This is a genomic window from Microcoleus sp. K1-B1, from assembly GCF_036704705.1.
Lineage (GTDB): Bacteria > Cyanobacteriota > Cyanobacteriia > Cyanobacteriales > Microcoleaceae > Microcoleus.
Genome location: NZ_JAUBSH010000001.1, coordinates 1 through 26,720, shown reverse-complemented (window position 1 = coordinate 26,720; position 26,720 = coordinate 1). Strand labels below are relative to the sequence as shown.

The following is a 26,720-nucleotide window of genomic DNA, read 5'->3' as shown; positions in this document are numbered from 1 at the left end:
GGGCGCAGAGGGCGCAGAGGAAGAGAAGAGGAGGTAAATATTTGTGTTAGGGGGGTTTTGTACGGAGATTTTGCTCACTTCTAGCAGATATTGGGATTTTTACCTCGCCCACTGTTCTAATATGTAATTGTAAAATTTGGCTGTGTCTACTTTATCCATTGCTTGAATTTTTCGTCCTCCTATTTTAACTTTTGTGCGTCCTTCGCTGATGCCTTCGGTCACAATTTCTGTTTCCCATTCTCGCAGTTGGTAATATTCGGGATGTGCTAAATAAGCGGTTGCCAAAATGTCCCAAAAATAGTAATCTTGAGATATTGCGAGAGCATAGCACTGTCCTGCTAAGTCGGAAATTGGATATTTGCGCTGTTTTGCTAAGATATTGGAAAATTCGACAGTCAGCGGTACATTATTTGTGATGTCTAAAGGACACATGACAACGGGAATTTGGGTTTGCCAAATTCTCTCGATTGCTATCGGGTCCCAGTAAGCATTCCATTCCGCCGACATATCTTGTCCGGGTTCCATATCTTTGCTAACATTGCCGATAACATTGAGTGCGCCTCCCATCCAGACAATTTCTTGAATTTTGCTTTCAATTTCTGGTGCGATATCTAAAGCTTGCGCTACTGTTGTTAACGGCCCCGTTACCATTAATGTGACTGGTAGGGCTGCATCTTGCAAAACTCGCACCATAAAGTTTTGTCCGGGTTCTGATATTAACGGCGTGTCAATGGTTCCTTTTTCATTTAGAATGGGAAGTCGATCGACTGCAAAGGAATCTCGCCGAAATAACACCGGAAATGGGTTGAGTCCCCGCACGGTACTCGCCGCCACCGGAACTTCTGAACGCCCCATCAAATCGAGGATTTTGCGCGTTGCACTCACCGCCGGTTGAATGTAGCAGTCCGCAGGAGTTACAATTACTCCCAGAGTTTCGACTTCCTCCATTGTCATCAGCAACACGACTGAGAGATAGTCATCAACTGCACCATCGTGATCCATTAGTACGAGTTTTTTAGACATTTTGCTTCCCGGTGACTGAATTAGTGTAAAGTACAAATATAAATTTATTTGTGTATCAAACACAACAGCCTTAACTATATGAATACAGTATCACCTTACGGCTCTTGGAAATCACCTATTTCTTCCGATTTAATTGTTTCTGGAACTGTCGGGCTGGGACAAATTGCTATTGACGGCGATGATATTTATTGGGTTGAGGGAAGGCCTTCGGAAGCGGGAAGAAGCGTCCTCGTGCGGCGCACTCCTGACGGTAAAATCAGCGACGTGACACCGCATCCTTTTAATGTTCGCACTCGCGTTAACGAATACGGCGGCGCTGCTTTTGCAGTTGCTGGCGGTGTTGTCTATTTTTCTCATTTTGCCGACCAACGTATTTATACTCAAACATTAACTTCTCAAGCAGAACCTCTGACTCCTGCTGCTAATTGTCGCTATGCAGATGCGATAGTTGACAAGCAACGAAATCACCTGATTTGCGTGCGCGAAGACCATGCAGGTGAGGGCGAACCTGTCAATACTATTGTTAGCATTAATTTAGATAACGGCGAAGATATTCAAATCTTAACTCAGGGCAATGATTTTTATGCTTCCCCTCGTTTAAGTCCAGACGGTTCTCAACTTTCCTGGATTTGTTGGAACCACCCAAATATGCCGTGGGATGGCACAGAATTGTGGGTGGCAGAAATTAAGGCTGACGGTTCTTTAGGTGAAAAATACTTAGTTGCTGGCGGGGTTGAGGAGTCGATTTTTCAACCGGAATGGTCGCCCGATGGAGTTTTGTATTTTGTTTCTGACAAGTCGAACTGGTGGAATTTCTATAGAACCGTCAATCCCCGCTTGCCGAGGGAACAGCAAGAGGTTGAACCTCTGTGCGAAATGGCGGCTGAATTCGGACTTCCCCAGTGGGTTTTTGGAATGTCTACTTATGCCGTTGTCTCGGAAAGCAAAATTATTTGCACCTACACTCAGCAAGGTCTGTGGTATTTAGCGAGTCTCGATTTAACGACAAAGCATTTGACAACAATTGAGACGCCTTACACTGATATTTCATCCGTCAAAGCGCAGGGACAAATAGTTGTTTTTCTGGCAAGTTCACCGACTGAATCCACTGCTATTGTACAATTAAATTTAGCAACAAGCAAACTAGAAATCTTGCGACAATCGAGCAATTTAAGCATCAATCCGGGTTATCTTTCTGTACCGGAACCGATTGAATTTCCCACGGAAAATAATTTGACTGCTTTCGGTTTCTTTTATTCCCCGAAAAATCAAGATTTCGCAGCGCCTGCGGGTGAAAAACCGCCGCTTGTTGTTAAAAGTCACGGCGGCCCAACTGCTGCTACTTCTAGCAGCATGAATTTGAAAATTCAATATTGGACGAGTCGCGGTTTTGCCGTACTTGATGTTAATTACGGCGGCAGCACTGGTTACGGCCGAGAATACAGAAAAAGACTGCAAGATAGTTGGGGAATTGTCGATGTTGACGACTGCGCTAATGGTGCTAAATATTTAGCTCAAAAGGGTTTAGTTGATGGGGAAAGAATGGCGATCGCCGGAGGCAGTGCAGGGGGGTACACCACTCTGTGTGCTCTTACTTTCCGCGATGTGTTTAAGGCCGGTGCGAGCTATTATGGAGTTAGCGATTTGGAAGCTTTGGCGACGGATACTCACAAGTTTGAAGCGCGCTATCTGGATGGATTAATCGGGCCTTATCCTGAAAGAAAAGATTTGTATGTGGCTCGTTCGCCGATTCATTCCGCCGAACGTTTATCTTGTCCCGTTATCTTTTTTCAAGGATTAGAAGATAAAGTGGTTCCCCCCAATCAAGCGGAAATGATGGTAGACATATTGAAAGCTAAAGGTTTGCCGGTGGCTTATGTTGCTTATGAAGGGGAACAGCACGGTTTTCGCCGCGCTGAAAATATCAAAAGAACTCTTGACGGCGAATTCTATTTCTATTCGCGGGTGTTTAAGTTTGAGTTAGCTGAACCTGTGGAGGAAGTGGTGATTTTCAATCTTTAGAAAACATTAAGTTTGCAGTTGCTCGGTCTTCCCTCAAACGCACCTGCAAGCTTTATCATAATTCGCAAGTTTTAAATGTGATTTACTTCACAAATTGGGCTGTTTATTGTCACACCTTTAAAGGCAATACAGCTATAAATTTTTATAGTGCGATCGCCTTTTGTTGTTGCAGAACACCCGATCGCGCGATCGTCGAGTAGAGAGTCAATTACTATGCAAACTCCTGTCCACCTGATTCCATCTGCTTTGGGCGAGCTGTTTGCCGAAGTGAATCAAAATGGCTACATTACTCTAGCCGATAGGTACGGTTTGATGGCTGCTATTTTTGACGAAAATTTGACTGAGGAAGACAAACGCTCGATCGATCGGCTGCTGCGCTCTGTGTGCCGGGGAAGGATAAAATTAGTTAACGAACTGTCTATGATTAGATAAGTGCCGATAATTTTACTTGACGATATTTTTTTAAATCTCCACAATCAAAAAAAGTCCTAATTGTCTCATAATTAGGACTTCGAGCGAGGAAACCATTTTTAATTTTTGAGCGATATAGAACTTACGAAAAAAAAGGTTGGGCGCACGAATTATAGTCGTAGGGTGCGCTGCACCTTACATAATTAGATTCTGGCCCAACGAGTGAACAAGTTTAACGTGCAGGTATAGTTGTCGCCAACTGTAACTTGCTCAAACTTTCTTCAGGCTGAAAATCCATCTGATAGCTGAGTGCTGAAGGAATACCGAGTACGCAGCAAGGAAAATTATTGCCTAGTTCCCTAACAAGCCGATGGTTGCCAGAACCACAGCCCAAAAATAGTAAATTTGCTGATTCTAATTCCACCACATTTCTCAGTTCTGTAGCAACCCCCCCGATGCGTAAATGAGCTTTGAATAAACCGCGCCATTCCTCAGCCAAACAGCGCGCTTGCCACAACAACTTATCTGCGACCTCGTACTCATTATTTTGACCACAAACTGCTCTGAAATCAGGTGGCTCGCTCCAATTTTTTCCCTGGGATATTGATGGGAGTTCGGTTTGAGGTAAAGCGATCGCAGGCGCTGCACAGTTAAGGGCGAATGTTTCCTCTAAAGCAGACACTTTTTGCTGTGCAGCCAAGGCATTTGCTACAGCAAATTTGCAAGTATCTTCCCCGTCACTTTTTGGCGCTTCGTCGATCACGTAGACTACTTGAACCGTGACTTCTTGAGTTGTTACTAAACGAGTTTGATGCGCCATCCAAAGGGTAATGTCCAGAGCTGTTTGACTTTTGGGAGAACTGTTGTAACCGACAATAAAATTGATACTTTTTGCCTGTTTTGGAGATTTTGATTTCTTAGAAACTGGTAATGTTGGCTCCGGCAGCAACACCATTTCTTCTGCTAAATTTTGGTATCCCAATGCACTTTCAAAACGCGCTAACATTGTTTTGAGATTCACAGGCTTGACCTCTCTTAAGTGAATTGTTTGGTCTGTCCGTCGGGCGTTATTCGTCTTGGGTAAAGTAGCGATCGAGAAAATTCAAAGCATAGTTGCGGAGTTCGTAATACTCCTGGGATTCCCGCAACTCTTGGCGATCGCGCGGGCGCGCAAACGGCACTGACAAAATTTCACCTATCGTCGCAGCCGGGCCGTTTGTCATCAGCACAATGCGATCGGACATATATATAGCTTCATCCACATCGTGAGTAATCATCATTGCAGCTTGTCTGTGATTTTCCCAGATATCCAGCACCTGTTTCTGCAACTTACCGCGAGTCAGAGCATCCAGCGCTCCAAACGGTTCGTCCATTAATAACATTTTCGGTCGAATCGCCAAAGCTCGTGCAATCCCAACCCGCTGTTTCATGCCTCCTGAAATTTCGTCTGGATATTTATCGGCTGCCGATGTTAAGTTTACCATTGCTAGGTGTTCGTTGACAAGACTAATCTTCTCGGGACGGCTAAGACTTTGCAAAACTTCATCAACAGCCAGCCGAATATTTTCGCGCACTGTCAGCCAAGGCAGCAATCCGTAGTGCTGAAATACCATCATGCGATCGGCTCCAGGTTTGCGAATTTCTTTTCCTTCCAGTGTCACCATTCCCCGGCTCTGTTTTTCCAAACCAGCCACTATTTTTAGCAGCGTTGATTTGCCACAGCCTGAGTGACCGATTACCGAAATAAATTCGTTTTCTCCAATACTTAAATTGATATTTTCCAAGACGCTAAATTCTGTACCGTCACCATTTTTGTAAGACTTGAACAAATTGTCTATTTCCAGAAATACACGATCGCTCTTGACGGAAGTTTTGGTACTGGTAGAAGTAGAAGTGTATTGGCTCACGGTATTCTCCTAAAAAGTAGTAAAGTGTTAATTGAATTTTATTGCTATTGCCTAAATCCTAAACTTGGGCAGTCGGTTTCAACCGACTTTAGCTATTAGCCAGGGACTTAAGTCCCTGGCGGGATCTTAGTAAAAGTGCAACATCTCAAACATTAAGACTGAAAAAAAGACTGAGGGCGGTTAGCTCGAATTTCAAAACTATTCAAATAACCTACCGGATCGCTTGGATCGAATGCCTTTTTATCAATAAAAAGTTCCGCAGGTTCCACTTGGTAATCCTCCGGGGGACAGTCGATCCCCATTTCGGCAACAATCTTGCGGTAAAGGTCGGTTCTCCAAGCTTTTTTAGCTAATTCCTCAGCATTTTTTGGCACTTCTTTAATCTGTCCCCAGCGAGCGGCTTGAGTCATCAACCAAATACTCTGAGACTGCCACATAAATGTTGAATGATTTCCCGGTATTTGAGGCAAATTCTTAGGAATGTCATAGAAAATAGTTGCATCTTCCGATTGTATGGTGCGGTCTTTTTCGTCAAACCCTCCATAGTTGTAGTCGCCAACTATTGCGGGTCGCGTAAATTTGTCGATCGCCCCTTTTTTCGGTCTCGCCCCCGTAAACGATCGCTCAGTCAGCAGCGCTGATATTTCACTGCGATTTTCAGGCTTGCTGCAATACTGACAAGCTTCCACCATTGCCTTAACCAGCGAGTAATAAGTCTTCGGATTTTCCTCAATAAACGATTCCATTACTCCCAAAAGGCGATCGGGATGTCCCAGCCAAACTTCCTTGCCTTGCACAAAGGTAAAACCCACTCCCAAATTGCCTTGAATTGCCCGCGTATTCCAAGGTTCGGCTACCATGTAAGCCTGCATGGCGCCAATCCTGATATTAGTTACCATCTGCGGCGGCGGCACAATAATTACCCGAAATTCTTTCAACGGATCGACACCCGCAGCCGCCGATATATAGCGGACAAAGTATTCGTAAATCGAAGAACTCAGAACCACTGCCCAAACTCTTTTTTCCGACGGCTGACTGTCAAAAAAGGCTCGAAATTGTTTGCCAAATTCTTCTAAATTGCCGTTGTATTCGTTCCACGGGCGTAAACCGAAATCCCACATAGCTTTGTTCATCGTCATGGCGTTGCCGTGGCGGTGAATTGTCATTGCCGCGCACAGGGGTGCGTGGCGCGCTCCTTCGGCGCCAATTCGGGCGTTTGTGACGGCGCCGGATACGACTGGGGAGGCGTCGAGGCGGCCGAAGATTAGGCCGTCGCGGGAGGTTGCCCAGCTTGCTTCGCGGTTGAGTTTGACGTTTAAACCGTATTTGCGGAAAAAGCCTTTTTTCCAGGCGATCGCAAATGGTGCACAATCGTTAACCGGCACGTATCCTACGGTTAAATCGGGTTTTTCTAAGGTTCGGGAATCGACAACCGGCTTTACGGCTGAGGCTTCTTCTGTGAGTCCTTTTGCCGATCGATCCGCGCTAATTCCACAACCAGATAAAGCCATTCCCGCCACCGCCGATCCCATTCCTTGCAAAAACTCGCGGCGCTTCCATTCATTGGAAAACTTGTCACTCATATTTAATTTGACTAATGACTGTTAACTGTTGACTGTTGACTGTTGACTGTTGACTGTTAACTGTTAACTGTTGACAACTGACAACTGACAACTGCTTTCCTAACAACTGCAAACTGCAAACTGACTAATGATTAATGACCGATCGATGCGTTACCAATTCCTGAACTTTGTCAACAGCAGCGTCGAGCAAAAGTCCAGTTAAGCCAATTACAAACACCGCTAAAAATACAGAACTCAGGTTCAAACGGCTCCACTCATCCCAGACAAAAAAGCCAATTCCCACACCGCCTGTCAGCATTTCCACCGCCACAATCACCAGCCAAGCAATCCCCAAACTAATCCGCAAACCTGTAAAAATGTATGGCAAACTCGCCGGCCAAATTATCTTGGTAATCCGCCTCCAGCGAGGCATTTCCAAGACTTGCGCCACATCCAGATAATCCTGGGAAACGCTAGAAACTCCCAAAGCTGTGTTGATAATTGTCGGCCACAAAGACGTGATGAATATGACAAAAATTGCCGACGGCTCTGCTAAATTAAAAATCGATAAAGCTATGGGCAGCCAAGCTAGCGGCGACACCGGTTTGAAGATTTGAATCAGCGGATTGAGCGCCATCATTGCTGGTTTCGACATCCCGATCAGAAATCCCACGGGAATCGCAACTGCTGCACCCAGGAAAAATCCCACCAATACCCGCCGCAAACTCGCTAGCAGCAGCCAGCCAATGCCTAAATCTCCAGGCCCGCGCTGGTAAAATGGATGCAATATGTAATCTAAATTAGCGATTAACGCTTGATAGGGAGTGGGAATCAAATCGCTGTTGAAGCTGGCAACAATCCACCACAAGCCAAGAATTCCCAAAAAACCCGCAGCAGGCAACAAAACAGCATCTCGGATGACAACGGGTTTTACCCGCTTCCACGTTGCAACTCCTGCAACTGCGATCGCAGATAAATTAAGCTGTATGAACATTTCAAACTCCTTCAGAGTCAGGGCAGGTACAAGAATCTTGAACAATACCAACCTGAGACACTGACGAAGCCAAACTATCTTGTTCAGAAATTTGGCTTTTCAGTCTCTTCTCAATGCCTGCGAAGTTAGCTGACGGGCTAGGACTGAGAGATGTCCTTCTCTACATAATTAAAGGTTAAAAATTACACTCACTCAAACTGGGAAATTTTTAACTTTGCTTTTGAATTTTGTAGAAATTAGCCCCGAAAATTGGTTCCTCCGCTCCAGCCACACGCTTGGTTTGATTGCGCGATGCTCGATTAGGCTTGACTTTTTAAGCCAATTTAACATAAGGTAGCACGAGCATTTAAGTTTGTCAATAGGTCTTTAGGAGTAGCTATTGGCGATCGGCAAAGCTCCAAAGTTGAGAGAAAATTCCAAAAGTTAATTAATTAAACTCACCTAGAGAGATAAAATGCGATCGGCCACTTCTTTCTCTACTTGAGCCATGAGAGACTTTAGCCTCGCGCTGCAAGATCGAATTGACATAATTATACAAAACTGGATCGAAGCTGTACGCTCCGACGACCAACTCGAAACCGCTAAGGAACTCACCTACAATGGCGTGCGCGACAGCGTTCCAATGGTACTACACGCGATCGTAACCATGCTTTCCCAATCCCAAGAGAGCGACATTCGCACACTCGTAGAAAAAAGTTTAGAACACGGAACTCTCAGGGCAAAACAAGGCTACGACGCCGAAGAAATTGCGCGGGAATACCGCTTGCTGCGCTGGGTAATTTTCGATGCTTTAGAGCCAGAATTGTTAAAAGCCTCTGCAGCCGAAGTCAGCAGAGCTTACCGCTTAATTGACACGGCCCTCGACGAAGTAATTGCTAAATGTTTCCAAACCTTTACCCAGGAAAGATTCCAAGAACTAAAGGATTTGCAAAACCAAATGCAACTTACAAATCAAGAACTGACTCGCTTAGTTCGCGCCAATCAACAAAACTTATCTCACTTAGCTCACGAATTAAAAACTCCCCTCACCTCTATTATCGGCTACTCAGATTTGTTTTTGCGCCAGCAACAAAACTATTCAGAAATTAAAGGTTCGGTACCCAATATAGGACATATTGATAGAGTCCTCAACAGCGGCCGACTGTTGCTGAGATTGATCAACGATACTCTGGAAATTTCGCGGTACGAAGCCGGACAAATAAAGTTACAGCTAGCGCCAATCAGACTGCCAGATGTACTCGCCACTGTTGTTGAAATAATCGAGCCTTTAGCGAAAGCCAAAGGTTTAGAGATAGCTGTTGAGTGCCATCTCTCAGACGATCAAGTGGTGACAGATTGCTTGCGCTTGCAGCAAATTATCACAAACTTAACCAGCAACGCCATTCGCTACACCACAGCCGGTACTGTTACAATAAAAAGCGAACTTTTGGCAGATAAATATTGGACAGTAACTGTCTCAGATACAGGAATTGGCATTCCTCCCGAAGACTGCGATCGAATTTTTCAACCCTATTTTCGTGCCGACAACTCCCTGAGCTCTGGCATTCCTGACAGTACCGGCTTAGGGCTAGCAATTGTCGCTCGATTAGTTAAGCTCTTGCAAGGTAAAATCGAATTAGTGTCTGAAGTAGGAGTTGGCTCGTCCTTCACTGTAATTTTCCCCTTAGAATTGGATGGATTTTAGATGCTTTAGTATTACCAACCAATTTTTCTTCCCTCTTCCCTATGACTTCTTCCCTCTTCCCTCTGACTTCTGACTTCTGACTTCTTCTCTCTTCCTTCTTCCTTCTTCCTTCTTCCTTCTTCCTTCTTCCTTCTTCCTTCAAATCAGAAACCGAATAGTTACATAAACAGCCGCAGCCACCAATTGCAGCGCCATCACAGGAAGCCCGTAACGCAGAAAAGTTTTAAAAGAAATCCGGCGCCCGTGCTGTTCAGAAATTCCCGCCGCCACTATATTAGAAGAAGCTCCTACCAAAGTGCCATTTCCTCCTAAAGTTGCTCCATACATCATCGCATAAAACAGTGGCAGCACAGCAGGTGGAAACTGCCCTGCAAAATCCGGCGCCAGCACTTCTGCCGGTGCAAGCCCGACATTGACAACATACTGTTTTAGCAGCGGCACCATCGCCACTACCAGCGGAATATTTGGCACCACGCTCGACATCAAACCCACAAAAAATAACAAAACTAAAGAACCCAGAAAAATATTCTTACCTAAAATCACTGCTAATATTCCAGATATACTGGCGATGACTCCGGTTTTTTCTAAACCGCCAATCAGCACAAAGATAGACATAAAAAATAGCAGGGTGCTCCAATCTAAATCCCGCAAAATATTATTAACAGAATCAATTTGGGAATGGTGAGCTAAGAGCATTGCCAAAGCAGCCCCCAACAAAGCAACGGCTGCCGGTGAAATAGGCACGGGCAGAGACTCTCCTATTACAAAAAAGGTCAGCACGAAAGCTATAATTAAGCCGCCTACTGCTAAAACTCGCGGGTGATTGATTTTTGGGTGGGGCAAATGTTCCAAATCGTCTAAGTTCTTGTGCCAAATTTCGCGGAACAGCCAAGGCAACGTAACTAATATAACTGCTAATGCGATCGCCCCGCCCAAACTTAACTTTACCAGGTAATCTGCAAAGCTCATGTTAATAGCATCCCCGACAATGAATGTCGCCGGATCGCCCACGATGGTCAGCAGTCCCGAACTGTTAGCCACAAATACCATTAAAATCAGTAACGGCACAAAATCTACACCTACTTCTTCTGCCATTGGCGGAATTAATGGTGCTAGCAGCATGACTGTCGTGGCATTGGGCAAAACTGCACAAATTGGCGTAGTAATTGCGACAACACCCAGCAAGAGATTTTTACCTTTGCCTTTAGCCAAAAGCACAATTTGAGTTGCCAAGTATTCAAATACTTTGGTAGGCTCAAAGGCTCTCACCATTACCATGACTCCGAAGAATAAGCCCAGCGTGGCGTGACTCCGACCGATATATTCGATCGCGTTGTTTAACGTCATCACGTGGGTAAACACCAGAATCACTGCTCCCAGAAATGCCGCAACTGTTAGGTGTATCCATTCTGTAATTATTAAGAAAATTACACATATAAATGTTGTTGCAGCAATCACAGCTTGTACGTTTTCCATTTATTCCCCTGAACAATTTAATACTTAAAATTAAAAACTATTAGTGTGAGGCAATGTACTACTTTATGGCTCTTCTGTCAATAGGTTGAAGGGCTGATTATTGTAGCAACAAGCTGGGATCGACCCCTAGAGAGAGATCCGGCCCTGGGAAAAAAATCACCTCAAAACTACTTCTTTTGGCAGGGTCGCGATCGCCCGAAGTTTGATATGGCGATCTGGCGATCGCTCAACTACAATGAAGCATGGGCAATCTCTGCCAAACTCAACCCCCACGCAGACATCATGGACTACAGCCAAGTGCTCGCCGAAAAAACCGATACTATCGTCAAAAACTGGATTGAAGCAGTTCGTCAGGATCGGAAAATTGAAAGCGCTGACGCCTTACCGCACTCAGCAATCGAAAATCATATACCTCACCTGCTGGCGGCAATGGCCACAGTGCTTTCCCAATATCAAAACAGCGAAATAAAACTAATAATTGAAGCCAGTTTAGATCACGGATTTCTCAGAGCCGAACAAGGCTACGATGCTGCCGAAGTAGCCCGGGAATACCACTTATTGCGTCAAGTAATATTTTCGCAGTTAGAATCAGAATTGCTAGCAGGAACCACCGCCGACGTATTCAGAGCTTTTAGGCTCATAGATGCCGTAGTAGACGAAGCAATTGCCCAGTGTTTCAACAGCTACGTTGCTCAGAGACTGCGGGAACTTCAACAAATCCAAACTCAGTTACAACTCACCAATCAAGAACTCGCTCGCCTCGTCAGCGTCAATCAAGAAAACGTCTACCATTTGGCTCACGAACTCAAAACTCCTCTCAACTCAATTATTGGTTATTCCGAACTATTCCTGCGAAAAGAAAAATGGCAATCTGAAGTCAAAGATACTCTCCCCGGCATCGAACACATCGAGCGAGTATTGCGTAACGGCAGACAGTTGCTTCGCATGATTAATGACACCCTAGAACTTTCTCGCGCCGATGCCGGAAAAATTAAACTTAACCTGCAGCGAACTAATGTACGATCGGTAATTAACACCGTAGTAGAAATGATGCAGCCAATTGCTGATGCTAAAGGATTAAAGCTCGCTGTTACCAGCGACTGCGGCCCAACACAAGTAATCTCCGACTCTGGGCGGCTGCAACAAATTCTGATCAACCTGCTGAGCAATGCCATTCGCTATACAGAATCTGGTAGCATCGAATTAAGTTGCCACCCTGCTGGAGAAGGAAATTGGGCGATCGCAATTACAGATACCGGCATTGGCATCGCCCCCGAAGATACAAACCGCATCTTTGACCCCTTCTTTCAAGCAGGAGAAGCAGGCAAACAGCTCTTTCCCACCGAGAGCACTGGCCTAGGATTAGCAATAGTATCGCGGCTCGTCTCGCTGCTGCAAGGCAAAATCGAGTTAGTATCAGAAATAGGAGTCGGCTCAACTTTTACCGTGATTCTGCCGCAAGAAGTTAAAATACTCCAAGAAGTAAGCTAAACATTAAGTTCAAATTTTTACATCCGAAAATCCTATGCCCGCAGCCAACCTTAGCCCTTCCACCACAGCCTTTCCCCTCACCGCCGTAGTCGGGCAAGAAGCAATCAAACTAGCCCTGCTGTTAGCAGCAGTAGATCCCGGATTGGGAGGAGTTGCGATCGCAGGCCGCCGTGGTACAGCAAAATCAGTAATGGCCCGCGCCTTGCACTCCTTACTGCCACCCATTGAAATTGTTAAAGATTCTTTTTGCAACGCCGAACCTAATGAAAATATTGCCGAACAGGCATCAAACTTGTTACCAGAAAATGGCGGGCAAGATGCCCACACCACTGATACTAATTCCCCAAATACAGAAATAATTCCCACACCCTTCATTCAAATTCCTTTGGGTGTCACCGAAGACAGACTCTTAGGTTCAGTCGATGTCGAACAATCAGTAAAATTCGGTCAAACCGTATTTCAACCCGGACTCTTAGCCCAAGCAAATCGAGGCGTACTTTATGTAGACGAAATTAACCTCCTCGATGACAACATTTCCAACCAATTGCTAACAGTATTAACCGAAGGACGCAACCAAATAGAGCGCGAAGGTATTAGCTTCCAACACCCCTGCAAACCTCTATTTATCGCCACCTACAACCCCGAAGAAGGGCCACTGAGAGAACATTTGCTCGATCGCATCGCGATCGTACTTTCAGCCGACGCAGCACTCGAACTAGAAGAAAGAGTCTACGCAGTAGAACAAGCTTTATCCTACTCCAGCTCCCCCCAAGAATTTCTCAATCAATACAGCGAAGATACCGACAACCTCAAAACCCAAATTATCCTAGCCAGAGAATGGCTCAAAGATGTCAGCATTAAACGCGAACAAATTGCCTACCTAGTAGAAGAAGCCATCCGGGGTGGCGTTCAAGGACACCGCGCCGAAATATTCGCAGTCCGCGTCGCCAAAGCCGCCGCCGCCATCGAGGGACGCACAGAAGTTAACGCCGAAGACCTGCGCCGCGCCGTAGAATTAGTCATCGTACCCCGCGCCACCATCATTCAAACTCCCCCAGACGAAAACTCTCCTCCTCCTCCCCCCCCACCGCCTCCCCAAAAGCAGTCAGAACAAGAACAAGACGAACCAGAAAACGAGCAAGAAGACGAAGAAGACCAAGAGGATGAAGACAACCCGGAACCTGAAGAAGAACCAGAAAAAGATACCATTCCCGAAGAATTTCTCTTCGACCCCGAAGGAGTAATTCTCGACCCCAGCGTGCTTTTTTTCGCCCAAGCCGCCAACCGCCAAGGCAAATCGGGCAGCCGCAGCACCATTTTCTCGGAAGATAGAGGCCGTTACGTCAAGCCAGTATTACCCAAAGGCCCCGTCCGCCGCATCGCCGTTGACGCCACCCTCAGAGCCGCCGCGCCCTACCAAAAAGCCCGTCGCGACAGGAATTCTCACGCCCCGCACCCCCCCCTTAGCAAGGGGGGGCAAGGGGAGGTTGAGCGCCGTGTATTTGTCGAACAGGGAGACATTCGGGCGAAGCGCTTGGCCCGAAAAGCTGGAGCTTTAGTCGTATTTGTCGTCGATGCCTCCGGTTCGATGGCCCTCAACCGAATGCAGTCGGCCAAAGGTGCAGTCATGCAGCTACTCACAGAAGCTTATCAAAGCCGCGACCAAGTTGCTCTCATTCCCTTTCGCGGAGAACAAGCAGAAGTGCTGCTACCGCCGACTCGCTCGATAGCCTTGGCCCGCAAGCGTTTGGAACGGTTGCCCTGCGGCGGCGGTTCCCCCCTGGCCCACGGTTTGACTCAAGCAGTGCGGGTGGGAGTCAACGCGCGTCAGTCTGGAGATATCGGTCAAGTTGCGATTGTCGCCATTACTGACGGACGCGGTAATATTCCTTTGGCTCGTTCTTTGGGCGAACCGATTGTAGATGGAGAAAAGCCTGATATTAAGCAGGAATTGTTAGAAATTGCTGCCAAAATTCGTGGGTTGGGAATGCAGTTGCTGGTGATTGATACCGAGAGCAAGTTTATTTCGACTGGCTTTGCGAAGGAATTGGCCAAGACTTCTGGAGGGAAATACTATCACTTGCCCAAAGCTACCGAACAGTCGATCGCAGCTATGACTAAAAATGCTCTACGCGACGCGATCGGCTAAAATCCTGATACCCGGATTTATCTGCGTTTATCCGCGTTTATCTGCGGTTAAAAATCCAAAAATTAGACTTTTTGCCCAAAGTCTAATTTTTAACTCTCACTTTCCGGCGAGTCAGCGCCAGCGAACCCGCCACTAAACCCAACCCTACCACCGTCGAAGGCTCAGGAATTCTTGCGGGGAGAGGTACGCGGTTTTCCGTCCCCCGGTTCGGGGTTGAAGAAGTTGTACTTTGGGGGAGTTGACCGGTCTGAGCCAGCAGCAAATTTTCTGAACCCTGCCCTAAAGCAGCGGTAGAAACGGCTTGGACATTAGCTGCAACGGCAGCTTGACCGCCGGAAATAATGGCGGCGACAGCCAATAAAATCCCGGCTGTAGGGGGCAATACTTTTCGCTCAAAAAAGGTGGGCATGGGACATTACCTATTTAGCAGTTTGTCGATAGAACTAGCTCTATTCATTGATTTTCTGGGTATTCTCTGTCTGAGCTACCTTAGCAATTAACGGAACCGATTTTAGATTTTAGATTTTATTTATATTTTATATTTTAGATTATTGAAGTTTCTGGTCCCTAGTTTCAACTAAGTCGCAAATCAAAAACCTAAAATCAACTGTGGCCCATGCCTCTAGCATATACTCCTTAATCCCCAATCGTAAATCCCCCCTCCAAAATTGATTGACTTCAGCTATTTGTGATTTGAGCGATTGTAAGCTGCCCCTGGCCACAGATAGCGCCGGCCCTTTAACCTCAATTATAGCTTTGCCGCGACGCGCAACGGTGCGAGACAGCGACACGACACATACCTGTACGCAGTCGATTATAAACAATCGATCCCTGCTTTGGAGTGATTTCACCCCCCTTCTTTATCAAATCTTTAAACTCTTTCAGGTTTTGCAAACACAGTGTAAAGCTGTCAAAATGATAGATAGCAATTCTCAGCCAAAATTAGGTAAATCCTCGTGAGTAACACTAGCAATTTCCGCGAAGCCGTGCGCGAGGCCAAAAACCACGCGCTAGTAGGCCCCAACGTCATCTCCAACGCTCTCCCCTTCGTGGGCGGCGGACTTGTCTTAACTGCTGTCGGCACCTACGGCGGCCTCGGAGTGATCCGCAACTATCCCCGACTCTTCTTTCCCACATTCATTGCCGCGATCGTCGTAGAATTAATTCTATTCTTTGTCGCCCGCGGTGCTGCCGAACAAGGCAACAAAAACACCGCTTTGCCGCTGCTGGCAACCTACAGCCTGCTTTCCGGCTATACCCTCAGCGGATTGGTATTTACAGCCCTCAGAACCCAAGGCGTCGGCATCTCCGGCATCGCTTTTGCTGCCCTCGGCTGCGGCATTACCTTTATCGCCGCCCGCCAAATTGGCTCTAACCTTTCTGAACAAGACGGCATGGCCCTCACCAAAACTATCAGTTTAGGTGTGATTGCTTTATTCGTCGTCGTTGGCGGTCAGTTTCTGCTCGCTCTATTTGGCGTCTACACCCCAACCTGGTTGGAAATTGGCATTTCTGGCATCGGCGTGTTTATATTTGCCGGCGCTGCGATCGTCGATTTTTACATACTACCCCGCAGCTACCGAGACGACCAGTATTTGCCCGCCGCTCTGTCGATGTACTTGACCTACATCAACTTGTTCATTTTCATTCTGCGCCTGCTGATTGCTCTCAACGGCCGGGATTAATTGAAACTTTAGCTTAAAAAAAACCGTGGCTCGATCGACATCGAGCCGCGGTTTTTGATTAAGATTTGCAACCAAGATAGTCGTCATCGCCTCTTCTGTCCCTCATACAAAAAACTTATATAATGTTTGCAGCCGGCCGACATGAGGTATAATCTTTATTTTTAATCGCTCAATCAAAACCCTTGTTATTTAATTCTGTCGATCGCGATTTCAATATTAATCACAAATTAATTGGGGAAAACTCATGTACCTAAAATATGAAGATATTAGGAGAGTCAGCGTAGAAATTACCTCTAGGTGCAATGCAGCTTGTCCGCAGTGTCCCCGCACCGACAACCCGATTTTGCCGGGGGCGGAATTAAAGATTGAGGATATTGAGAGAATTTTCCCACAAGAGTTTTGCTCTCAGTTGGATTTGGTTTATATGTGCGGCAACTACGGCGATGCTATGACTAGCAATACCACAATTCCCGCGATCGAATATTGGCATCGCATGGGAGTTCCTCAAATCGGGCTTTATACTAATGGTAGCGGACGCAATCCCGACTGGTGGCGATCCCTGGCAAAGGCGATGACAGGAGAAAACGACAGCGTAACCTTTAGTATCGACGGCTTGGCAGATACTAACAGCATTTACCGCAAAAATACCAACTGGGATAGAATAATGCAGTCGGTTAATGCCTTCATCCAAGCTGGCGGAAAAGCTGTATGGCACTACTTGATATTTGAACACAACCAGCACCAAGTAGAAGCAGCGCGGGATTTAGCCCAACAACTAGGATTTGTCGAGTTTGTACCGAAAGCAACCTCTCGTTTTGTGGCGAAAGAGATTTATGAGAAAGAGTCCGCAAATCAACAGCCTCAGAAGGCAGAAAACTCTCAGGTAGATGCCAAGAGCGATCGCCCAAACCAACCAGCAACAACTAATGCGTCAGCCCCTAAAAATCAAACACAGACGGCTGTTGGGTTGCACAAACAAGCTGAGGAATGTTTGAAACAAGGAAAGCTATCAGAGGCGATCGCCGCCAGCCAACAATCCCTAAAAATTCAACCTAATTTTGCAGCAGCGTGGAAAACTTTAGGCAATGCTGTTCAAGGTTTGGGGAAGATGCAAGCAGCAGCCGATTGTTACGCAAAAGCCCTCAAAATTCAGCCTAATTTTCCAGAAGTTTATGCTAATGTCGGCAGTCTTTATGCCCAACAGCAACAGTGGCAGCCAGCTAGTGCTTATTACCAAAAGGCGATCGAGCTTAAACCCAATTTTGCCGGAGCTTATCGCAATTTAGCTAAAGTGTTGACGCAGTTGGGGCAACCAGAAAAAGCAAATTATGCTTGGTATCAAGCTATAGCTATCGAAACCTCTCAAGCACCCAATCAAACTCAGCCCGTCCCATCAAAGCCAGCCAGCGAAGAACTTCAACCCCCATCGTTGGAACAATATAAAAATCCACAGGGAGACCAATTTATCCAAGCTGTAGAAAAATTTGGTAGCCTAAACAATTACTACCGAAATGTAGAAATTAGCTGCCAAACTCAAGCTAGCAAAGACATTTTTATCAGTTTTGAAGCGGAACTCTGGCCTTGTTGTTGGGTAAGTCATACTAAATACGCTGTTTATAATGATACTTACAGACCGCAGATGCTGGCTTTAATTGAAAAATACGGAGAGGGCTTTAATTCTCTCAGAACTCAATCGGTGAAAGATGCCCTGGAAAGTGATTGGTTTCGCGAAGACCTCACAAAAAGTTTTTCCTGTTCTAAAAGGTTGGACGTATGCGCTCACGAATGCGGTAAAACTTTCAATTCAACAGGTTCACAGTATATATAAGAAGGAAGCCACGACACGGATTTGGACACGGATACACGCATTAGTTGCTGAAAGGTTAAAATTTCAGCTAAACTCAAAAATACACCCCACAACGCCGGAGAGCTCACAGTGGAAATTCTACACATCAAACACAACATCGAAACATTGTCCGATCGACTGGGTGCAACCCAGGACTATCTTTGACATCCCCGCACTCACAGCCAAAATTCAAGACTTAGAGCAAATCTGCGCCCAACCAGCATTTTGGGACGACCAAGATCGAGCTCAAGAAACCCTCCAAGAACTTAATGACTTCAAATCTCATTTAGACCAATATCGCGGCTGGCAAACTAGCTTGGAAGATGCTAAAGCTATTTTAGAACTGCTGGAGTTAGAAGCCGACGAGTCCCTGTTCCAAGAAGCCTCATCGAGTCTTTCTCAGTTAACCCGCGAACTCGATCAGTGGGAACTGCAACAATTACTATCTGGGCCCTACGACGAAGGCGGCGCTGTTTTGACAATTAACGCCGGGGCCGGCGGCACAGATGCTCAAGATTGGGCCGAAATGCTGCTGCGGATGTACACCCGCTGGGGGGAAAGTCAAGGTTACAAAGTACATTTAATGGAAATTTCCGAGGGAGAGGAAGCAGGTGTTAAATCGGCTTCTTTGGAAATTGTCGGCCGCTACGCTTACGGTTATATGCGATCGGAAAAAGGCACTCACCGCTTGGTCAGAATTTCGCCTTTTAATGCTAACGACAAGCGTCAAACCAGTTTTGCAGGCGTCGAAGTGATGCCAATTCTCGATCGATCCGTCAAGTTGGACATTCCAGAAAAAGATTTGGAAATCACGACCTCCCGCGCTGGTGGCAAGGGCGGGCAAAATGTTAACAAGGTAGAAACTGCTGTACGCATCGTTCACATTCCTACCGGCTTGGCAGTCCGTTGTACTGAAGAACGCAGTCAGTTGCAAAATAAAGAAAAAGCTTTGGCATTACTCAAGGCTAGGCTGTTGGTGGTTGCTAAAGAACAGCGCGCTTCGGAAATTGCCGAGATTCGCGGCGATATGGTGGAGGCGGCTTGGGGCAACCAAATTCGCAATTATGTTTTTCACCCATACCAAATGGTCAAGGATTTGCGTACTGGAGTGGAAACAACCGCCATCGCAGATGTGATGAACGGCGAATTAGACCCGTTTATTCAAGCTTACCTGCGGCAAGAAAATCAGTTGGTAGCCCAAACCGATTCAACCGCGCGAATATAATTGCCGCCTTCACATAGAAAGTCCGCCTGCGCGGACTAAAGAATCAAGAGTGGTAATGGCAGCGGATTTGCTATAATTTTGGGGTTTTGGTCGATCGCCCGACCTTCAACAGGTCGCGCGGCCAAAAACCTTGATATGATAAAACTTGATCTGACAAACACTAAGGAGAAATAATGACCCAAGTTGTAATAGGCGAAAATGAAGGGATTGAGTCAGCCCTACGACGGTTTAAGCGACAAGTTTCCAAAGCGGGTATTTTCCCCGACATGAGAAAGCACCGCCACTTTGAAACCCCGTTGGAAAAGCAGAAGCGCAAAGCTATTGCCAGAAGGACTAAGAGACGCTTTCACCGCAACAACAAACCCTAGAATTATTAGCACTAAATTGATTCGGCAGATATAATGCCTTGCGATTCTAGTACCGCAGCGACTCGGAGAATCACCGCTTCGCTGTAGGGAGCACCAATAATTTGTACCCCCAAGGGCAAAGCGCCGGGCCGCTGTACGGGCACGCAAAGAACGGGCAAGCCAATAAATGATAGGGGTTGGGTGAACAGTCCGAGATTGGGACGCACTAAGATTTCTTGTCCGGCTATTACCATTTTCTCGACGCCAATTTCAGGGGCAGCTATCGGGGTTGCGGGTGCGAGGATGATGTCTGTGTGTTGGAATATTTCGCGAATTCGATCGCGGTACCACTGTCTGAATCTCTGCGCTTGCAAGTACCAAGTCGCAGGGATCAGGGTTCCCGCTAAAAAGCGATCGCGCGTCGCCGGATCGAAGTCTTGAGGGCGCGATCGTAAATTGTCTAAATGCAAGTTTCCGCCCTCGCAGGCGGTAATGATAAACGCCGCAGCCCGGGCGCGATCGGATTCCGGTATGCTGACAGTCGCAAGCCCCCCTATTTTTGGGGGGTTTGTTGTTTTTTCTGTGGCTTTACCACAATCCAAGACATTTGTCAAGGCTTTAGCAACTATTTCTACAGCCTCCATTGCTTCCGGTGCGGCGCCTGTAGCGAAATACCCGTCAGCAACAGCAATTCGCAATCCTTCGATGCCTTGATTCAACTGCGGCGAACAAAGTTCAGGCGGGCGTTGAGTGCAAACTGGGTCACGAGAATCAGGACCTTGCAGGATATCGTACAGCAGCGCCATATCTCTGATCGATCGCCCAAACGGCCCCACACAATCCAAACTACTCGAAAATAAATAAGCGCCAGCCCTCGACAAACGGCCGTAAGTAGGCTTAAACCCAAAGACACCGCACAAAGCAGCGGGTACGCGGATGGAACCGTTAGTATCAGAACCGAGAGTGAAGGGTACAAAACCGGCGGCGACTGCTGCTGCGGAACCGCCGCTGGAACCGCCAGCGATGCGCGTAGTATCGTGGGGATTGCGAGTCGGCCCGTAGTGGCTGTTTTCCGTGACGAAACCGTAGGCGTACTCGTCCATGTTAAGCGTACCTACGAGGATTGCACCGGCTTGTTTGAGTCGGGCGACCACCGCCGCGTCCTGGGTAGCCGGAGGATTGTCAGCGTTGATTTTTGACCCTGCTAGAGTGGTAATTCCGCCGATGTCGTACAGGTTTTTGACAGCGAAGGGAACGCCTGCTAAAGGGCCTGGGTTTTGGTTATTTGCGATGGAATTATCTATATTTTCGGCTGCTGCGAGTGCGCTTGATGCAGTGATTGCAGTAAAGCAATTAAAAGCTTTATCCTTAACAGCAATCCGTTCCAAAGCAGCACTTACCGCCTCTGTAGCCGTAACCTTACCACATTTAACAGCCGCTGCCGTAGCAACCGCATCAGCCTTATCTAAAAAACATCTGCGTTCATCTGCGTTCATCTGCGGTTAAAAATCTAAGGTTCAAACACTGGCGCAGCTTCGATTGCTTGAGGTAAAGGGAATTCAGTAACGAGTTGGGCGATCGCAGCTATTCTCTCGAAGTTTACCACAACGCCTGGACGATGTTCCGGGTCTAACGGTAAGTTTATCAGTTCAGCCGTGCGATCGACATATTCTTCTATGTTTATCATTAGTCCCTCCCAAAAAAACATCAGCGTTCATCCGCGTACATCTGCCCTCATCTGCGGTTGAAAATCTAAGATTCAGATCTAGGTGCGATGATTATTGTATTGTAATCGCGATCGGGCCGTCAGTTATTATTGCTCAGTTTTTTGTATTCCTCGGATTGTCTGATATCATCTAAAGGGGATTTTTGCTCTGGTAGTTCATCAGGACAAAACTTTATACATACCTGTGTTTGACCCAACTGTAAATCTTCCTTAACTTCGATTTTAATCTTTCCTTTTTGCCAACCATTAGAACCTATCTTAAGAACTTGACAATCGATTCCTTCTTTAGGGGACTTCCAGTTTATTTCAGACCCGTAAATTATTATTTTTTCGTTAATTCGCAGCTCGTTCATACACTCAATTATCTGCTTGTTACCCCCTTGGTTATTAGCTCCAACTACATAAGTCTCAAGTATCTTACTAAATTTGCTGACGGTTAAGTTTTTAAACCTACGCACCAGAAAAGTAGCTTCATCGAATAACAAAACATCATCATCACCGACTGTCTCATAGTTATTATTGGATTTAATTTCATCGTTCATTTTTTTTTACAAAATTCTGCTGATTCCTATTTGATACCATTTCAAGCTATCTGAGTCAAGCTGGTAAAGAAATAAATTGACTATCGCACTTTTCCCACTCAAACACTGACAGTTTCCTGCAACTTCTCAACGGCAACATCCAGCGGAGGCAAAGTAAAATCCTCAGCATCCATCAATTCCTTAACCTTCTCAAAAATCTCAACCTCCGCCTCTTCCTGATCCGTCAGCTTATCATAAAAACAAGGGTCAGTAAACCACTGCTCAAAAGCAAACCTTAACACCCCATTCGGGTCAAGCATAAACTGCCAATACTTAGAAACTCGGTTATCAACTACTTCAAACAGCGGTGCCGGAGTCTGTATGGGATAATAGGTGTAATTATCATCACAAATATAGTACCAAACTATTCCCTGCCACGATCGGATTGCATAAACAACATATTCCTTGCCAACTGTCAACGGCAATTCAACCTTTTTAGTATAACCTCGGGCCGGATCAATATAATTTTCCGGTAGAACTTCCCCAGTATTAGCAATACAGCGAACAATCATAACTTATCTACCTATAAATTCTTAGGTGCTATTTTAGGATATTGTCGTTTAAACTTTAATTCAACTTGTTGGAAAATTTTTGCATTTTCAAACCAGTGGACTTGTACGGAAGCTCCATTAATTGTAAAAGCCTGAATGCTAGTTATTTTGTACCAGTCTTCGGGATTACCTCCATAGAGGGCAACCAGTCTGGAAACATCCCCTAGTATATCGTCAGGCCCGCCCTGAATTGCTCTACAATTACCAGCCTTAGCATCTTGCAGTAGCAGTTGCTCCGGCAAATTTCTCGGACGGGCGCATCTAATAGTTGGGAGAGGAGTCCCGGAAGGGTCTGTATCGGGAGGAGGTTCAGGGGAGGGGTTGGGGTAACATAAAAAAGGAATGTGATTGCACACATTCCCTGTCCACAAATTTTTTATGTAGCTCTATGATAGCATTATTGGAACGAATCATTGATGAAATCCCAGACTGGGAAACCCGCATATTAAAGCTAGAAACAGCTTCTAGCCTGGGAGCCATTGTTTGGGTGGCTTGGGGGATAGGATTAGAAGTGGCAAGAGTTCTGGTTGAAAATGAATTATGGAGTCGTGCCAAGTTACCAACTGAATGGCCCAACTGTCCTCATTGTGGTAGCCGACTCAATAGTAAGGGCTTTCAAAAACGCTCGATAGTAACCCTCGTGGGAACGGTTAACTGGTCTAGAAGAGTCGGGCGTTGCCCCCTCAAGTGTCAGAATAGCCAGAGAGTTCCTCTTGATGAGTTGCTCTTAATCAAACCTGACCAAAAAACCTCCGATGAAGTCATGAGGTTGGGATGTTTGTTAGCAATTTTTGTTCCCTTTGGGATTACAAGTCAATTACTAAAACAACTAACAGGAATTAAGGTTTGTAGTCAAACAATTGGTAATTGGATTGCCTCCAAAGGAAGGCTGACAATGGAAAAAACTCAGAAAGAAATAGCTGCTTTTGAGCAAGGGGACAACCCAATAGCTGAGTCTTTGCCCTGTGAGGTAGAAAAAATGGCTTTAGCTCTAGCTGCTGATGGAGTAATGGTGCCTTTTCGGCCCCAGGAAAAAACTCCATCAGGAGCCACACAATGGCGAGAAGTGAAAGTGGGAGTAATCGCCAGACTAGAAGCATATTTTACTCGATCGGGTAAAACAGCAACCCGGTTACATCAACGGCGTCTAGTAGCGGTACTAGGAAATATTAATGACCTCTGTCCCCGGCTAATGCTAGAAGCCATTCGTTCTGGACTACACAGAGCCTCTAAGGTAGTGTGGCTCTCGGATGGAGGAGTAGGTTTTTGGAATTTATATTATCAATATTTAGCTCCCTTAAATGTAATAGGTGTATTAGATTTTTATCATGCGGCTGGACATTTGTGGTCAGCGGCAGCAGCTTATAAAGATGGCAGGACGAGGGAAGCAAAAAACTGGTTTAAACAGTGGCGACATCACCTGACACATGGAGATTCAAGAGAAGTAATTTTAGAATTAGAAAAAGTTTTAGCTTTAGGTTGTTTAACCCCTAGCCAACGGCAAATTATCCGCCGAGTACATAATTATTTGAAAATTCATGAAAATCATATTACTTATAAAAGTTTTGAAGCCGAAGCCATACCCAGAGGTTCTGGGATGGTCGAGAGTGCTTGTAAATGGTTAATCCAACAGCGCTTTAAGGGTGTAGGTATGCGATGGAGTTCTGAGGGATTTAATCACTTGCTGCATTTACGCCTAGCGTGGGTAAATGGTCGCTTCGACGACTTGTTTTCGGATGCGAACTTTTTTTCCAATTCTGGCTCCTCCCCCAACTTCTAGATGCGCCCTTCTCGGACTCTCATCGGGAATAGCACCTTGATTCACAATTTAACAGCTTCAAATATTGTTTGTCAAACCGAATAAAAACTAATTTTAGCAGGTTCAGTTTCCGCCAGCAACTTACCCCGCGAAATCACATAGCGAACCGCAGCGCGCCTCCTAATTGCATCATAACAATCCTCAGCATCCAACACAATCAAATTTGCAGGTTTCCCCGCATCTATCCCATAATTATCATCCCCCAGATTGAGAGTTTTAGCACCGTTGACAGTGACCATATTAAAACAAGCTGCAATCTCAGCCATTCCCGTCATCTGACAAACATGAACCGCCATATGAGCGACATCCAACATATTTCCCGTACCTAAACTATACCAAGGATCTTGCACGCAGTCGTGACCAAAACTCACATTCAATCCCTGCTGCCACAACTCCTTAACTCGCGTCACCCCACGGCGTTTGGGATAAGTATCAGCGCGGCCTTGCAGGGTGATATTAATTAAAGGATTGGCAATGAAATTAATTCCAGATTTTGCCAAACTTCCCATCAGCTTAAAAGCATAAGCATTGTTATAAGAACCGAAAGCAGTCGTGTGGCTTGCCGTCACCCGCGAACCCGCCCCGCTTCTAATCGCACAAGCCACTACAACTTCCAAAAATCTCGACTGTTCATCATCGATTTCATCGCAGTGAACATCTATTAATTTATTGTATTTTTCCGCAAGTTCAAAAATTCGCTCAACCGACTTCACCCCATCTTCCCGCGTCAACTCATAATGCGGAATCCCGCCCACAGCATCCGCACCCATATCCAGAGATTTCTCTAAAAGTTTGTCATTTTCTGGACTTCCGTAAATCCCGTCTTGGGGAAAAGCCACAACTTGCAGAGTCATCCAATCTTTGACTTGTTCTCGAACTTCCAAAAGTCCTGGCAAAGCAGTCAGCGTCGGTTCGCTAACATCAGCGTGACTCCTGACAAACAAAATCCCTTGAGACGCTTGCAGCCTTAAAGTTTCAACAGCCCGTTTTTTGACATCATCCAGAGTTAAACATTGCTTTCGTTCCCCCCAGATTTGAATTCCCTCGAACAAAGTGCCACTTTGATTCCATCGCGGTTCCCCCGCAGTCAAAGCCGAATCGAGATGAATGTGCGACTCCACAAACGGGGGACTGACTAATTTGCCTTGAATGTCGATTTCGCGTTCCCCAAGTTCTGATATCCGAGGCGAAACGGCGACTATTTGGTCATCCTCGATAGCAATATCAACCGTTGGGCGATCACCCGCACCTAACAAACGACATTCGCGCAGAACAATGCTATACTTTTGCTCAGGCATGACAATTGCACTTATTTTAACACTGGTAAACTTTATCCTTCCTAATTGCGATTCAGCCTAGTGAGACCAAAAGAATTCCCCAATCACTTGCGAACCCCCTCCTTCTCCCTCTCTGCGTCCTCTGCGCCCTCTGCGGTTAAAAAATCTTACTCAAAAAACCCACCTATAACCATAATCACCCGAAGAAAGCGCAACTACAAATCGCCAACATCAGACAATCTCAAACTCCAGATTGTGATTTTTCACCAAATCAAAGGTAAAATGGTCAACCACATTAGTATTGCTCAACTCCAAATTGTAAAAATCAACAAAATCCGCATCAAAATACGGCCCAGCGTGCCAAGTCCCCACATCTAACTTAATAAAACAATTGCCCGGAATCCGAAAAGCAGCCATATCCTCTAAACTCGGTTTATAGCTACCCCCAGGAGGCGCAACCGCCATCAACCAATCCTTCCCCTCCAAAGAACCCAAACACTGAGTACATTGAACGTGCCGCGTAATTTTGCCAAACTTGCGACCTTTATTGTGCAGCCGCATAATGTAAAATCTAGGAATACCATTTTGCAAGTTTAACTGAGCATCCTCAGCATCGAAAGACTTGCCATCAACAGCCGCAAAGATAACTTGACCGTAACTCCGAAAATTATCCGGTGTCACCCATTGTGCGGATAACTGCTTAGTCGAAATTGATTCGCTCATAAAGCCCAACATCCCTAGCTTGATCCGTCATGAACATTTTAATACAGTAAACCCTCTCTCATCTCTTCTCTGTGTCCTCTGTGTCCTCTGCGGTTAATTAAATAAAAAAATCTAGTTCGCTTTCTCGATCGCCCAAAACACCCTTAAGTAGTCAAACAAAATTAATTACACAAACAACTAATATGATATAATAAAAAATATCAAGTTGTGCTCAAAGAGAT

At 45.9% G+C, this 26,720-nt stretch carries 24 protein-coding genes and 1 riboswitch; of the genes, 10 read left to right on the top strand and 14 right to left on the bottom strand.

Going from position 1 to position 26,720, the window contains the following annotated elements; all coding sequences use genetic code 11:
- Nucleotides 1-99: 99 nt before the first annotated feature.
- The gene (locus QUA83_RS00120; RefSeq protein WP_333290784.1) at nucleotides 100-1,023 is read right to left on the bottom strand and encodes a nucleoside hydrolase; all 924 of its coding nucleotides are present in this window, start codon (nucleotides 1,021-1,023) and stop codon (nucleotides 100-102) included.
- A 78-nt stretch (nucleotides 1,024-1,101) separates the two neighbouring features.
- Here QUA83_RS00120 and QUA83_RS00115 point away from each other — a divergent pair, with 78 nt between their 5' ends.
- Together QUA83_RS00115 and QUA83_RS00110 are read left to right on the top strand one after the other, a co-directional pair.
- Nucleotides 1,102-3,045, top strand: coding sequence for a S9 family peptidase (locus QUA83_RS00115; RefSeq protein ID WP_333290783.1), 1,944 nt, complete (start codon nucleotides 1,102-1,104; stop codon nucleotides 3,043-3,045).
- A gap of 213 nt (nucleotides 3,046-3,258) precedes the next feature.
- Complete coding sequence (locus tag QUA83_RS00110; RefSeq protein WP_006632461.1) at nucleotides 3,259-3,477, top strand: hypothetical protein; 219 nt, start codon at nucleotides 3,259-3,261, stop codon at nucleotides 3,475-3,477.
- A 211-nt stretch (nucleotides 3,478-3,688) separates the two neighbouring features.
- Here QUA83_RS00110 and QUA83_RS00105 read toward each other — a convergent pair whose 3' ends face one another.
- From QUA83_RS00105 to ntrB, 4 genes are all read right to left on the bottom strand, one after another.
- A complete protein-coding gene (locus QUA83_RS00105) occupies nucleotides 3,689-4,477 on the bottom strand; it encodes a universal stress protein (protein WP_333290782.1) in 789 nt (262 codons plus the stop codon).
- 46 nt (nucleotides 4,478-4,523) lie between these two features.
- The gene (locus tag QUA83_RS00100; RefSeq protein ID WP_333290781.1) at nucleotides 4,524-5,363 is read right to left on the bottom strand and encodes a nitrate ABC transporter ATP-binding protein; all 840 of its coding nucleotides are present in this window, start codon (nucleotides 5,361-5,363) and stop codon (nucleotides 4,524-4,526) included.
- 152 nt (nucleotides 5,364-5,515) lie between these two features.
- Complete coding sequence (locus tag QUA83_RS00095; RefSeq protein WP_333290780.1) at nucleotides 5,516-6,946, bottom strand: ABC transporter substrate-binding protein; 1,431 nt, start codon at nucleotides 6,944-6,946, stop codon at nucleotides 5,516-5,518.
- Nucleotides 6,947-7,070: 124 nt separating this feature from the next.
- Nucleotides 7,071-7,919, bottom strand: coding sequence for a nitrate ABC transporter permease (gene ntrB, locus QUA83_RS00090; RefSeq protein WP_333290779.1), 849 nt, complete (start codon nucleotides 7,917-7,919; stop codon nucleotides 7,071-7,073).
- A gap of 99 nt (nucleotides 7,920-8,018) precedes the next feature.
- A riboswitch (cyclic di-AMP (ydaO/yuaA leader) is annotated at nucleotides 8,019-8,235 on the bottom strand.
- Between the two features lie 171 nt (nucleotides 8,236-8,406).
- On the opposite strand from ntrB, the gene QUA83_RS00085 reads away from it, so the two are divergent.
- Nucleotides 8,407-9,603, top strand: coding sequence for a sensor histidine kinase (locus QUA83_RS00085; protein ID WP_333290778.1), 1,197 nt, complete (start codon nucleotides 8,407-8,409; stop codon nucleotides 9,601-9,603).
- A 138-nt stretch (nucleotides 9,604-9,741) separates the two neighbouring features.
- On the opposite strand, the gene QUA83_RS00080 is transcribed toward QUA83_RS00085, so the two are convergent.
- A complete protein-coding gene (locus QUA83_RS00080; protein ID WP_333290777.1) occupies nucleotides 9,742-11,079 on the bottom strand; it encodes an ArsB/NhaD family transporter in 1,338 nt (445 codons plus the stop codon).
- Nucleotides 11,080-11,286: 207 nt separating this feature from the next.
- On the opposite strand from QUA83_RS00080, the gene QUA83_RS00075 reads away from it, so the two are divergent.
- Together QUA83_RS00075 and bchD are read left to right on the top strand one after the other, a co-directional pair.
- Entirely contained in the window at nucleotides 11,287-12,570 is a 1,284-nt protein-coding gene (locus QUA83_RS00075; protein ID WP_333290776.1) for a HAMP domain-containing sensor histidine kinase, read from the top strand.
- A gap of 34 nt (nucleotides 12,571-12,604) precedes the next feature.
- Entirely contained in the window at nucleotides 12,605-14,719 is a 2,115-nt protein-coding gene (bchD, locus tag QUA83_RS00070; RefSeq protein WP_333290775.1) for a magnesium chelatase ATPase subunit D, read from the top strand.
- Nucleotides 14,720-14,801: 82 nt separating this feature from the next.
- On the opposite strand, the gene QUA83_RS00065 is transcribed toward bchD, so the two are convergent.
- Complete coding sequence (locus tag QUA83_RS00065) at nucleotides 14,802-15,128, bottom strand: PEP-CTERM sorting domain-containing protein (RefSeq protein WP_333290774.1); 327 nt, start codon at nucleotides 15,126-15,128, stop codon at nucleotides 14,802-14,804.
- Between the two features lie 547 nt (nucleotides 15,129-15,675).
- Between QUA83_RS00065 and QUA83_RS00060 the strand changes: the two genes are divergently transcribed.
- The 4 genes from QUA83_RS00060 (at nucleotide 15,676) to rpsU (ending at nucleotide 19,843) form a co-directional block, all read left to right on the top strand.
- Nucleotides 15,676-16,404 (top strand): Bax inhibitor-1 family protein, encoded by a 729-nt coding sequence (locus QUA83_RS00060; protein WP_333290773.1) that lies wholly within the window; start codon nucleotides 15,676-15,678, stop codon nucleotides 16,402-16,404.
- Between the two features lie 244 nt (nucleotides 16,405-16,648).
- On the top strand, nucleotides 16,649-18,232 hold the full coding sequence (locus tag QUA83_RS00055; RefSeq protein WP_333290772.1) for a tetratricopeptide repeat protein: 1,584 nt from the start codon (nucleotides 16,649-16,651) through the stop codon (nucleotides 18,230-18,232).
- A gap of 108 nt (nucleotides 18,233-18,340) precedes the next feature.
- A protein-coding gene (prfB, locus tag QUA83_RS00050) for a peptide chain release factor 2 (protein WP_333290771.1) occupies nucleotides 18,341-19,475 on the top strand; the annotation gives its coding sequence in 2 pieces (ribosomal slippage) (nucleotides 18,341-18,412 and nucleotides 18,414-19,475; 1,134 coding nt in all).
- Between the two features lie 173 nt (nucleotides 19,476-19,648).
- Nucleotides 19,649-19,843: a 30S ribosomal protein S21 gene (rpsU, locus tag QUA83_RS00045; protein WP_006632476.1), complete on the top strand. Its 195-nt coding sequence runs from the start codon at nucleotides 19,649-19,651 to the stop codon at nucleotides 19,841-19,843.
- An 11-nt stretch (nucleotides 19,844-19,854) separates the two neighbouring features.
- Here rpsU and QUA83_RS00040 read toward each other — a convergent pair whose 3' ends face one another.
- The 5 genes from QUA83_RS00040 to QUA83_RS00020 form a co-directional block, all read right to left on the bottom strand.
- On the bottom strand, nucleotides 19,855-21,318 hold the full coding sequence (locus tag QUA83_RS00040; protein ID WP_333290770.1) for an AtzE family amidohydrolase: 1,464 nt from the start codon (nucleotides 21,316-21,318) through the stop codon (nucleotides 19,855-19,857).
- Nucleotides 21,319-21,332: 14 nt separating this feature from the next.
- On the bottom strand, nucleotides 21,333-21,509 hold the full coding sequence (locus QUA83_RS00035; RefSeq protein ID WP_190732723.1) for a DUF4089 domain-containing protein: 177 nt from the start codon (nucleotides 21,507-21,509) through the stop codon (nucleotides 21,333-21,335).
- Nucleotides 21,510-21,628: 119 nt separating this feature from the next.
- Nucleotides 21,629-22,090 carry a KGK domain-containing protein gene (locus QUA83_RS00030; protein ID WP_333290769.1) on the bottom strand — a complete coding sequence of 154 codons (462 nt, stop codon included), beginning with the start codon at nucleotides 22,088-22,090 and terminating at the stop codon, nucleotides 21,629-21,631.
- A 98-nt stretch (nucleotides 22,091-22,188) separates the two neighbouring features.
- Nucleotides 22,189-22,641 (bottom strand): hypothetical protein, encoded by a 453-nt coding sequence (locus tag QUA83_RS00025; protein WP_333290768.1) that lies wholly within the window; start codon nucleotides 22,639-22,641, stop codon nucleotides 22,189-22,191.
- Between the two features lie 11 nt (nucleotides 22,642-22,652).
- Entirely contained in the window at nucleotides 22,653-23,036 is a 384-nt protein-coding gene (locus QUA83_RS00020; protein ID WP_333290767.1) for a hypothetical protein, read from the bottom strand.
- A 32-nt stretch (nucleotides 23,037-23,068) separates the two neighbouring features.
- Between QUA83_RS00020 and QUA83_RS00015 the strand changes: the two genes are divergently transcribed.
- Nucleotides 23,069-24,460, top strand: a complete 1,392-nt coding sequence (locus tag QUA83_RS00015) for an ISKra4 family transposase (RefSeq protein WP_333290766.1) — start codon at nucleotides 23,069-23,071, stop codon at nucleotides 24,458-24,460.
- A 71-nt stretch (nucleotides 24,461-24,531) separates the two neighbouring features.
- Here QUA83_RS00015 and codA read toward each other — a convergent pair whose 3' ends face one another.
- Nucleotides 24,532-25,797, bottom strand: a complete 1,266-nt coding sequence (codA, locus tag QUA83_RS00010) for a cytosine deaminase (RefSeq protein WP_333290765.1) — start codon at nucleotides 25,795-25,797, stop codon at nucleotides 24,532-24,534.
- 210 nt (nucleotides 25,798-26,007) lie between these two features.
- Nucleotides 26,008-26,499, bottom strand: a complete 492-nt coding sequence (locus QUA83_RS00005; protein WP_333290764.1) for an ureidoglycolate lyase — start codon at nucleotides 26,497-26,499, stop codon at nucleotides 26,008-26,010.
- Between the last annotated feature and the right edge of the window lie 221 nt (nucleotides 26,500-26,720).

Bases quoted from the DNA above. Each gene is read 5' to 3' on its own strand.
- QUA83_RS00085 (WP_333290778.1), top strand. From the start codon at position 8,407: ATGAGAGACTTTAGCCTCGCGCTGCAAGATCGAATTGACATAATTATA.
- QUA83_RS00080 (WP_333290777.1), bottom strand. From the start codon at position 11,079: ATGGAAAACGTACAAGCTGTGATTGCTGCAACAACATTTATATGTGTA.
- QUA83_RS00075 (WP_333290776.1), top strand. From the start codon at position 11,287: ATGGCGATCTGGCGATCGCTCAACTACAATGAAGCATGGGCAATCTCT.
- QUA83_RS00015 (WP_333290766.1), top strand. From the start codon at position 23,069: ATGATAGCATTATTGGAACGAATCATTGATGAAATCCCAGACTGGGAA.
- rpsU (WP_006632476.1), top strand. From the start codon at position 19,649: ATGACCCAAGTTGTAATAGGCGAAAATGAAGGGATTGAGTCAGCCCTA.
- codA (WP_333290765.1), bottom strand. From the start codon at position 25,797: ATGCCTGAGCAAAAGTATAGCATTGTTCTGCGCGAATGTCGTTTGTTA.
- QUA83_RS00095 (WP_333290780.1), bottom strand. From the start codon at position 6,946: ATGAGTGACAAGTTTTCCAATGAATGGAAGCGCCGCGAGTTTTTGCAA.
- QUA83_RS00035 (WP_190732723.1), bottom strand. From the start codon at position 21,509: ATGATAAACATAGAAGAATATGTCGATCGCACGGCTGAACTGATAAAC.
- ntrB (WP_333290779.1), bottom strand. From the start codon at position 7,919: ATGTTCATACAGCTTAATTTATCTGCGATCGCAGTTGCAGGAGTTGCA.
- QUA83_RS00005 (WP_333290764.1), bottom strand. From the start codon at position 26,499: ATGAGCGAATCAATTTCGACTAAGCAGTTATCCGCACAATGGGTGACA.
- QUA83_RS00025 (WP_333290768.1), bottom strand. From the start codon at position 22,641: ATGATTGTTCGCTGTATTGCTAATACTGGGGAAGTTCTACCGGAAAAT.
- bchD (WP_333290775.1), top strand. From the start codon at position 12,605: ATGCCCGCAGCCAACCTTAGCCCTTCCACCACAGCCTTTCCCCTCACC.
- QUA83_RS00110 (WP_006632461.1), top strand. From the start codon at position 3,259: ATGCAAACTCCTGTCCACCTGATTCCATCTGCTTTGGGCGAGCTGTTT.
- QUA83_RS00115 (WP_333290783.1), top strand. From the start codon at position 1,102: ATGAATACAGTATCACCTTACGGCTCTTGGAAATCACCTATTTCTTCC.
- QUA83_RS00055 (WP_333290772.1), top strand. From the start codon at position 16,649: ATGTACCTAAAATATGAAGATATTAGGAGAGTCAGCGTAGAAATTACC.
- QUA83_RS00040 (WP_333290770.1), bottom strand. From the start codon at position 21,318: ATGAACGCAGATGAACGCAGATGTTTTTTAGATAAGGCTGATGCGGTT.
- QUA83_RS00065 (WP_333290774.1), bottom strand. From the start codon at position 15,128: ATGCCCACCTTTTTTGAGCGAAAAGTATTGCCCCCTACAGCCGGGATT.
- QUA83_RS00120 (WP_333290784.1), bottom strand. From the start codon at position 1,023: ATGTCTAAAAAACTCGTACTAATGGATCACGATGGTGCAGTTGATGAC.
- QUA83_RS00030 (WP_333290769.1), bottom strand. From the start codon at position 22,090: ATGAACGATGAAATTAAATCCAATAATAACTATGAGACAGTCGGTGAT.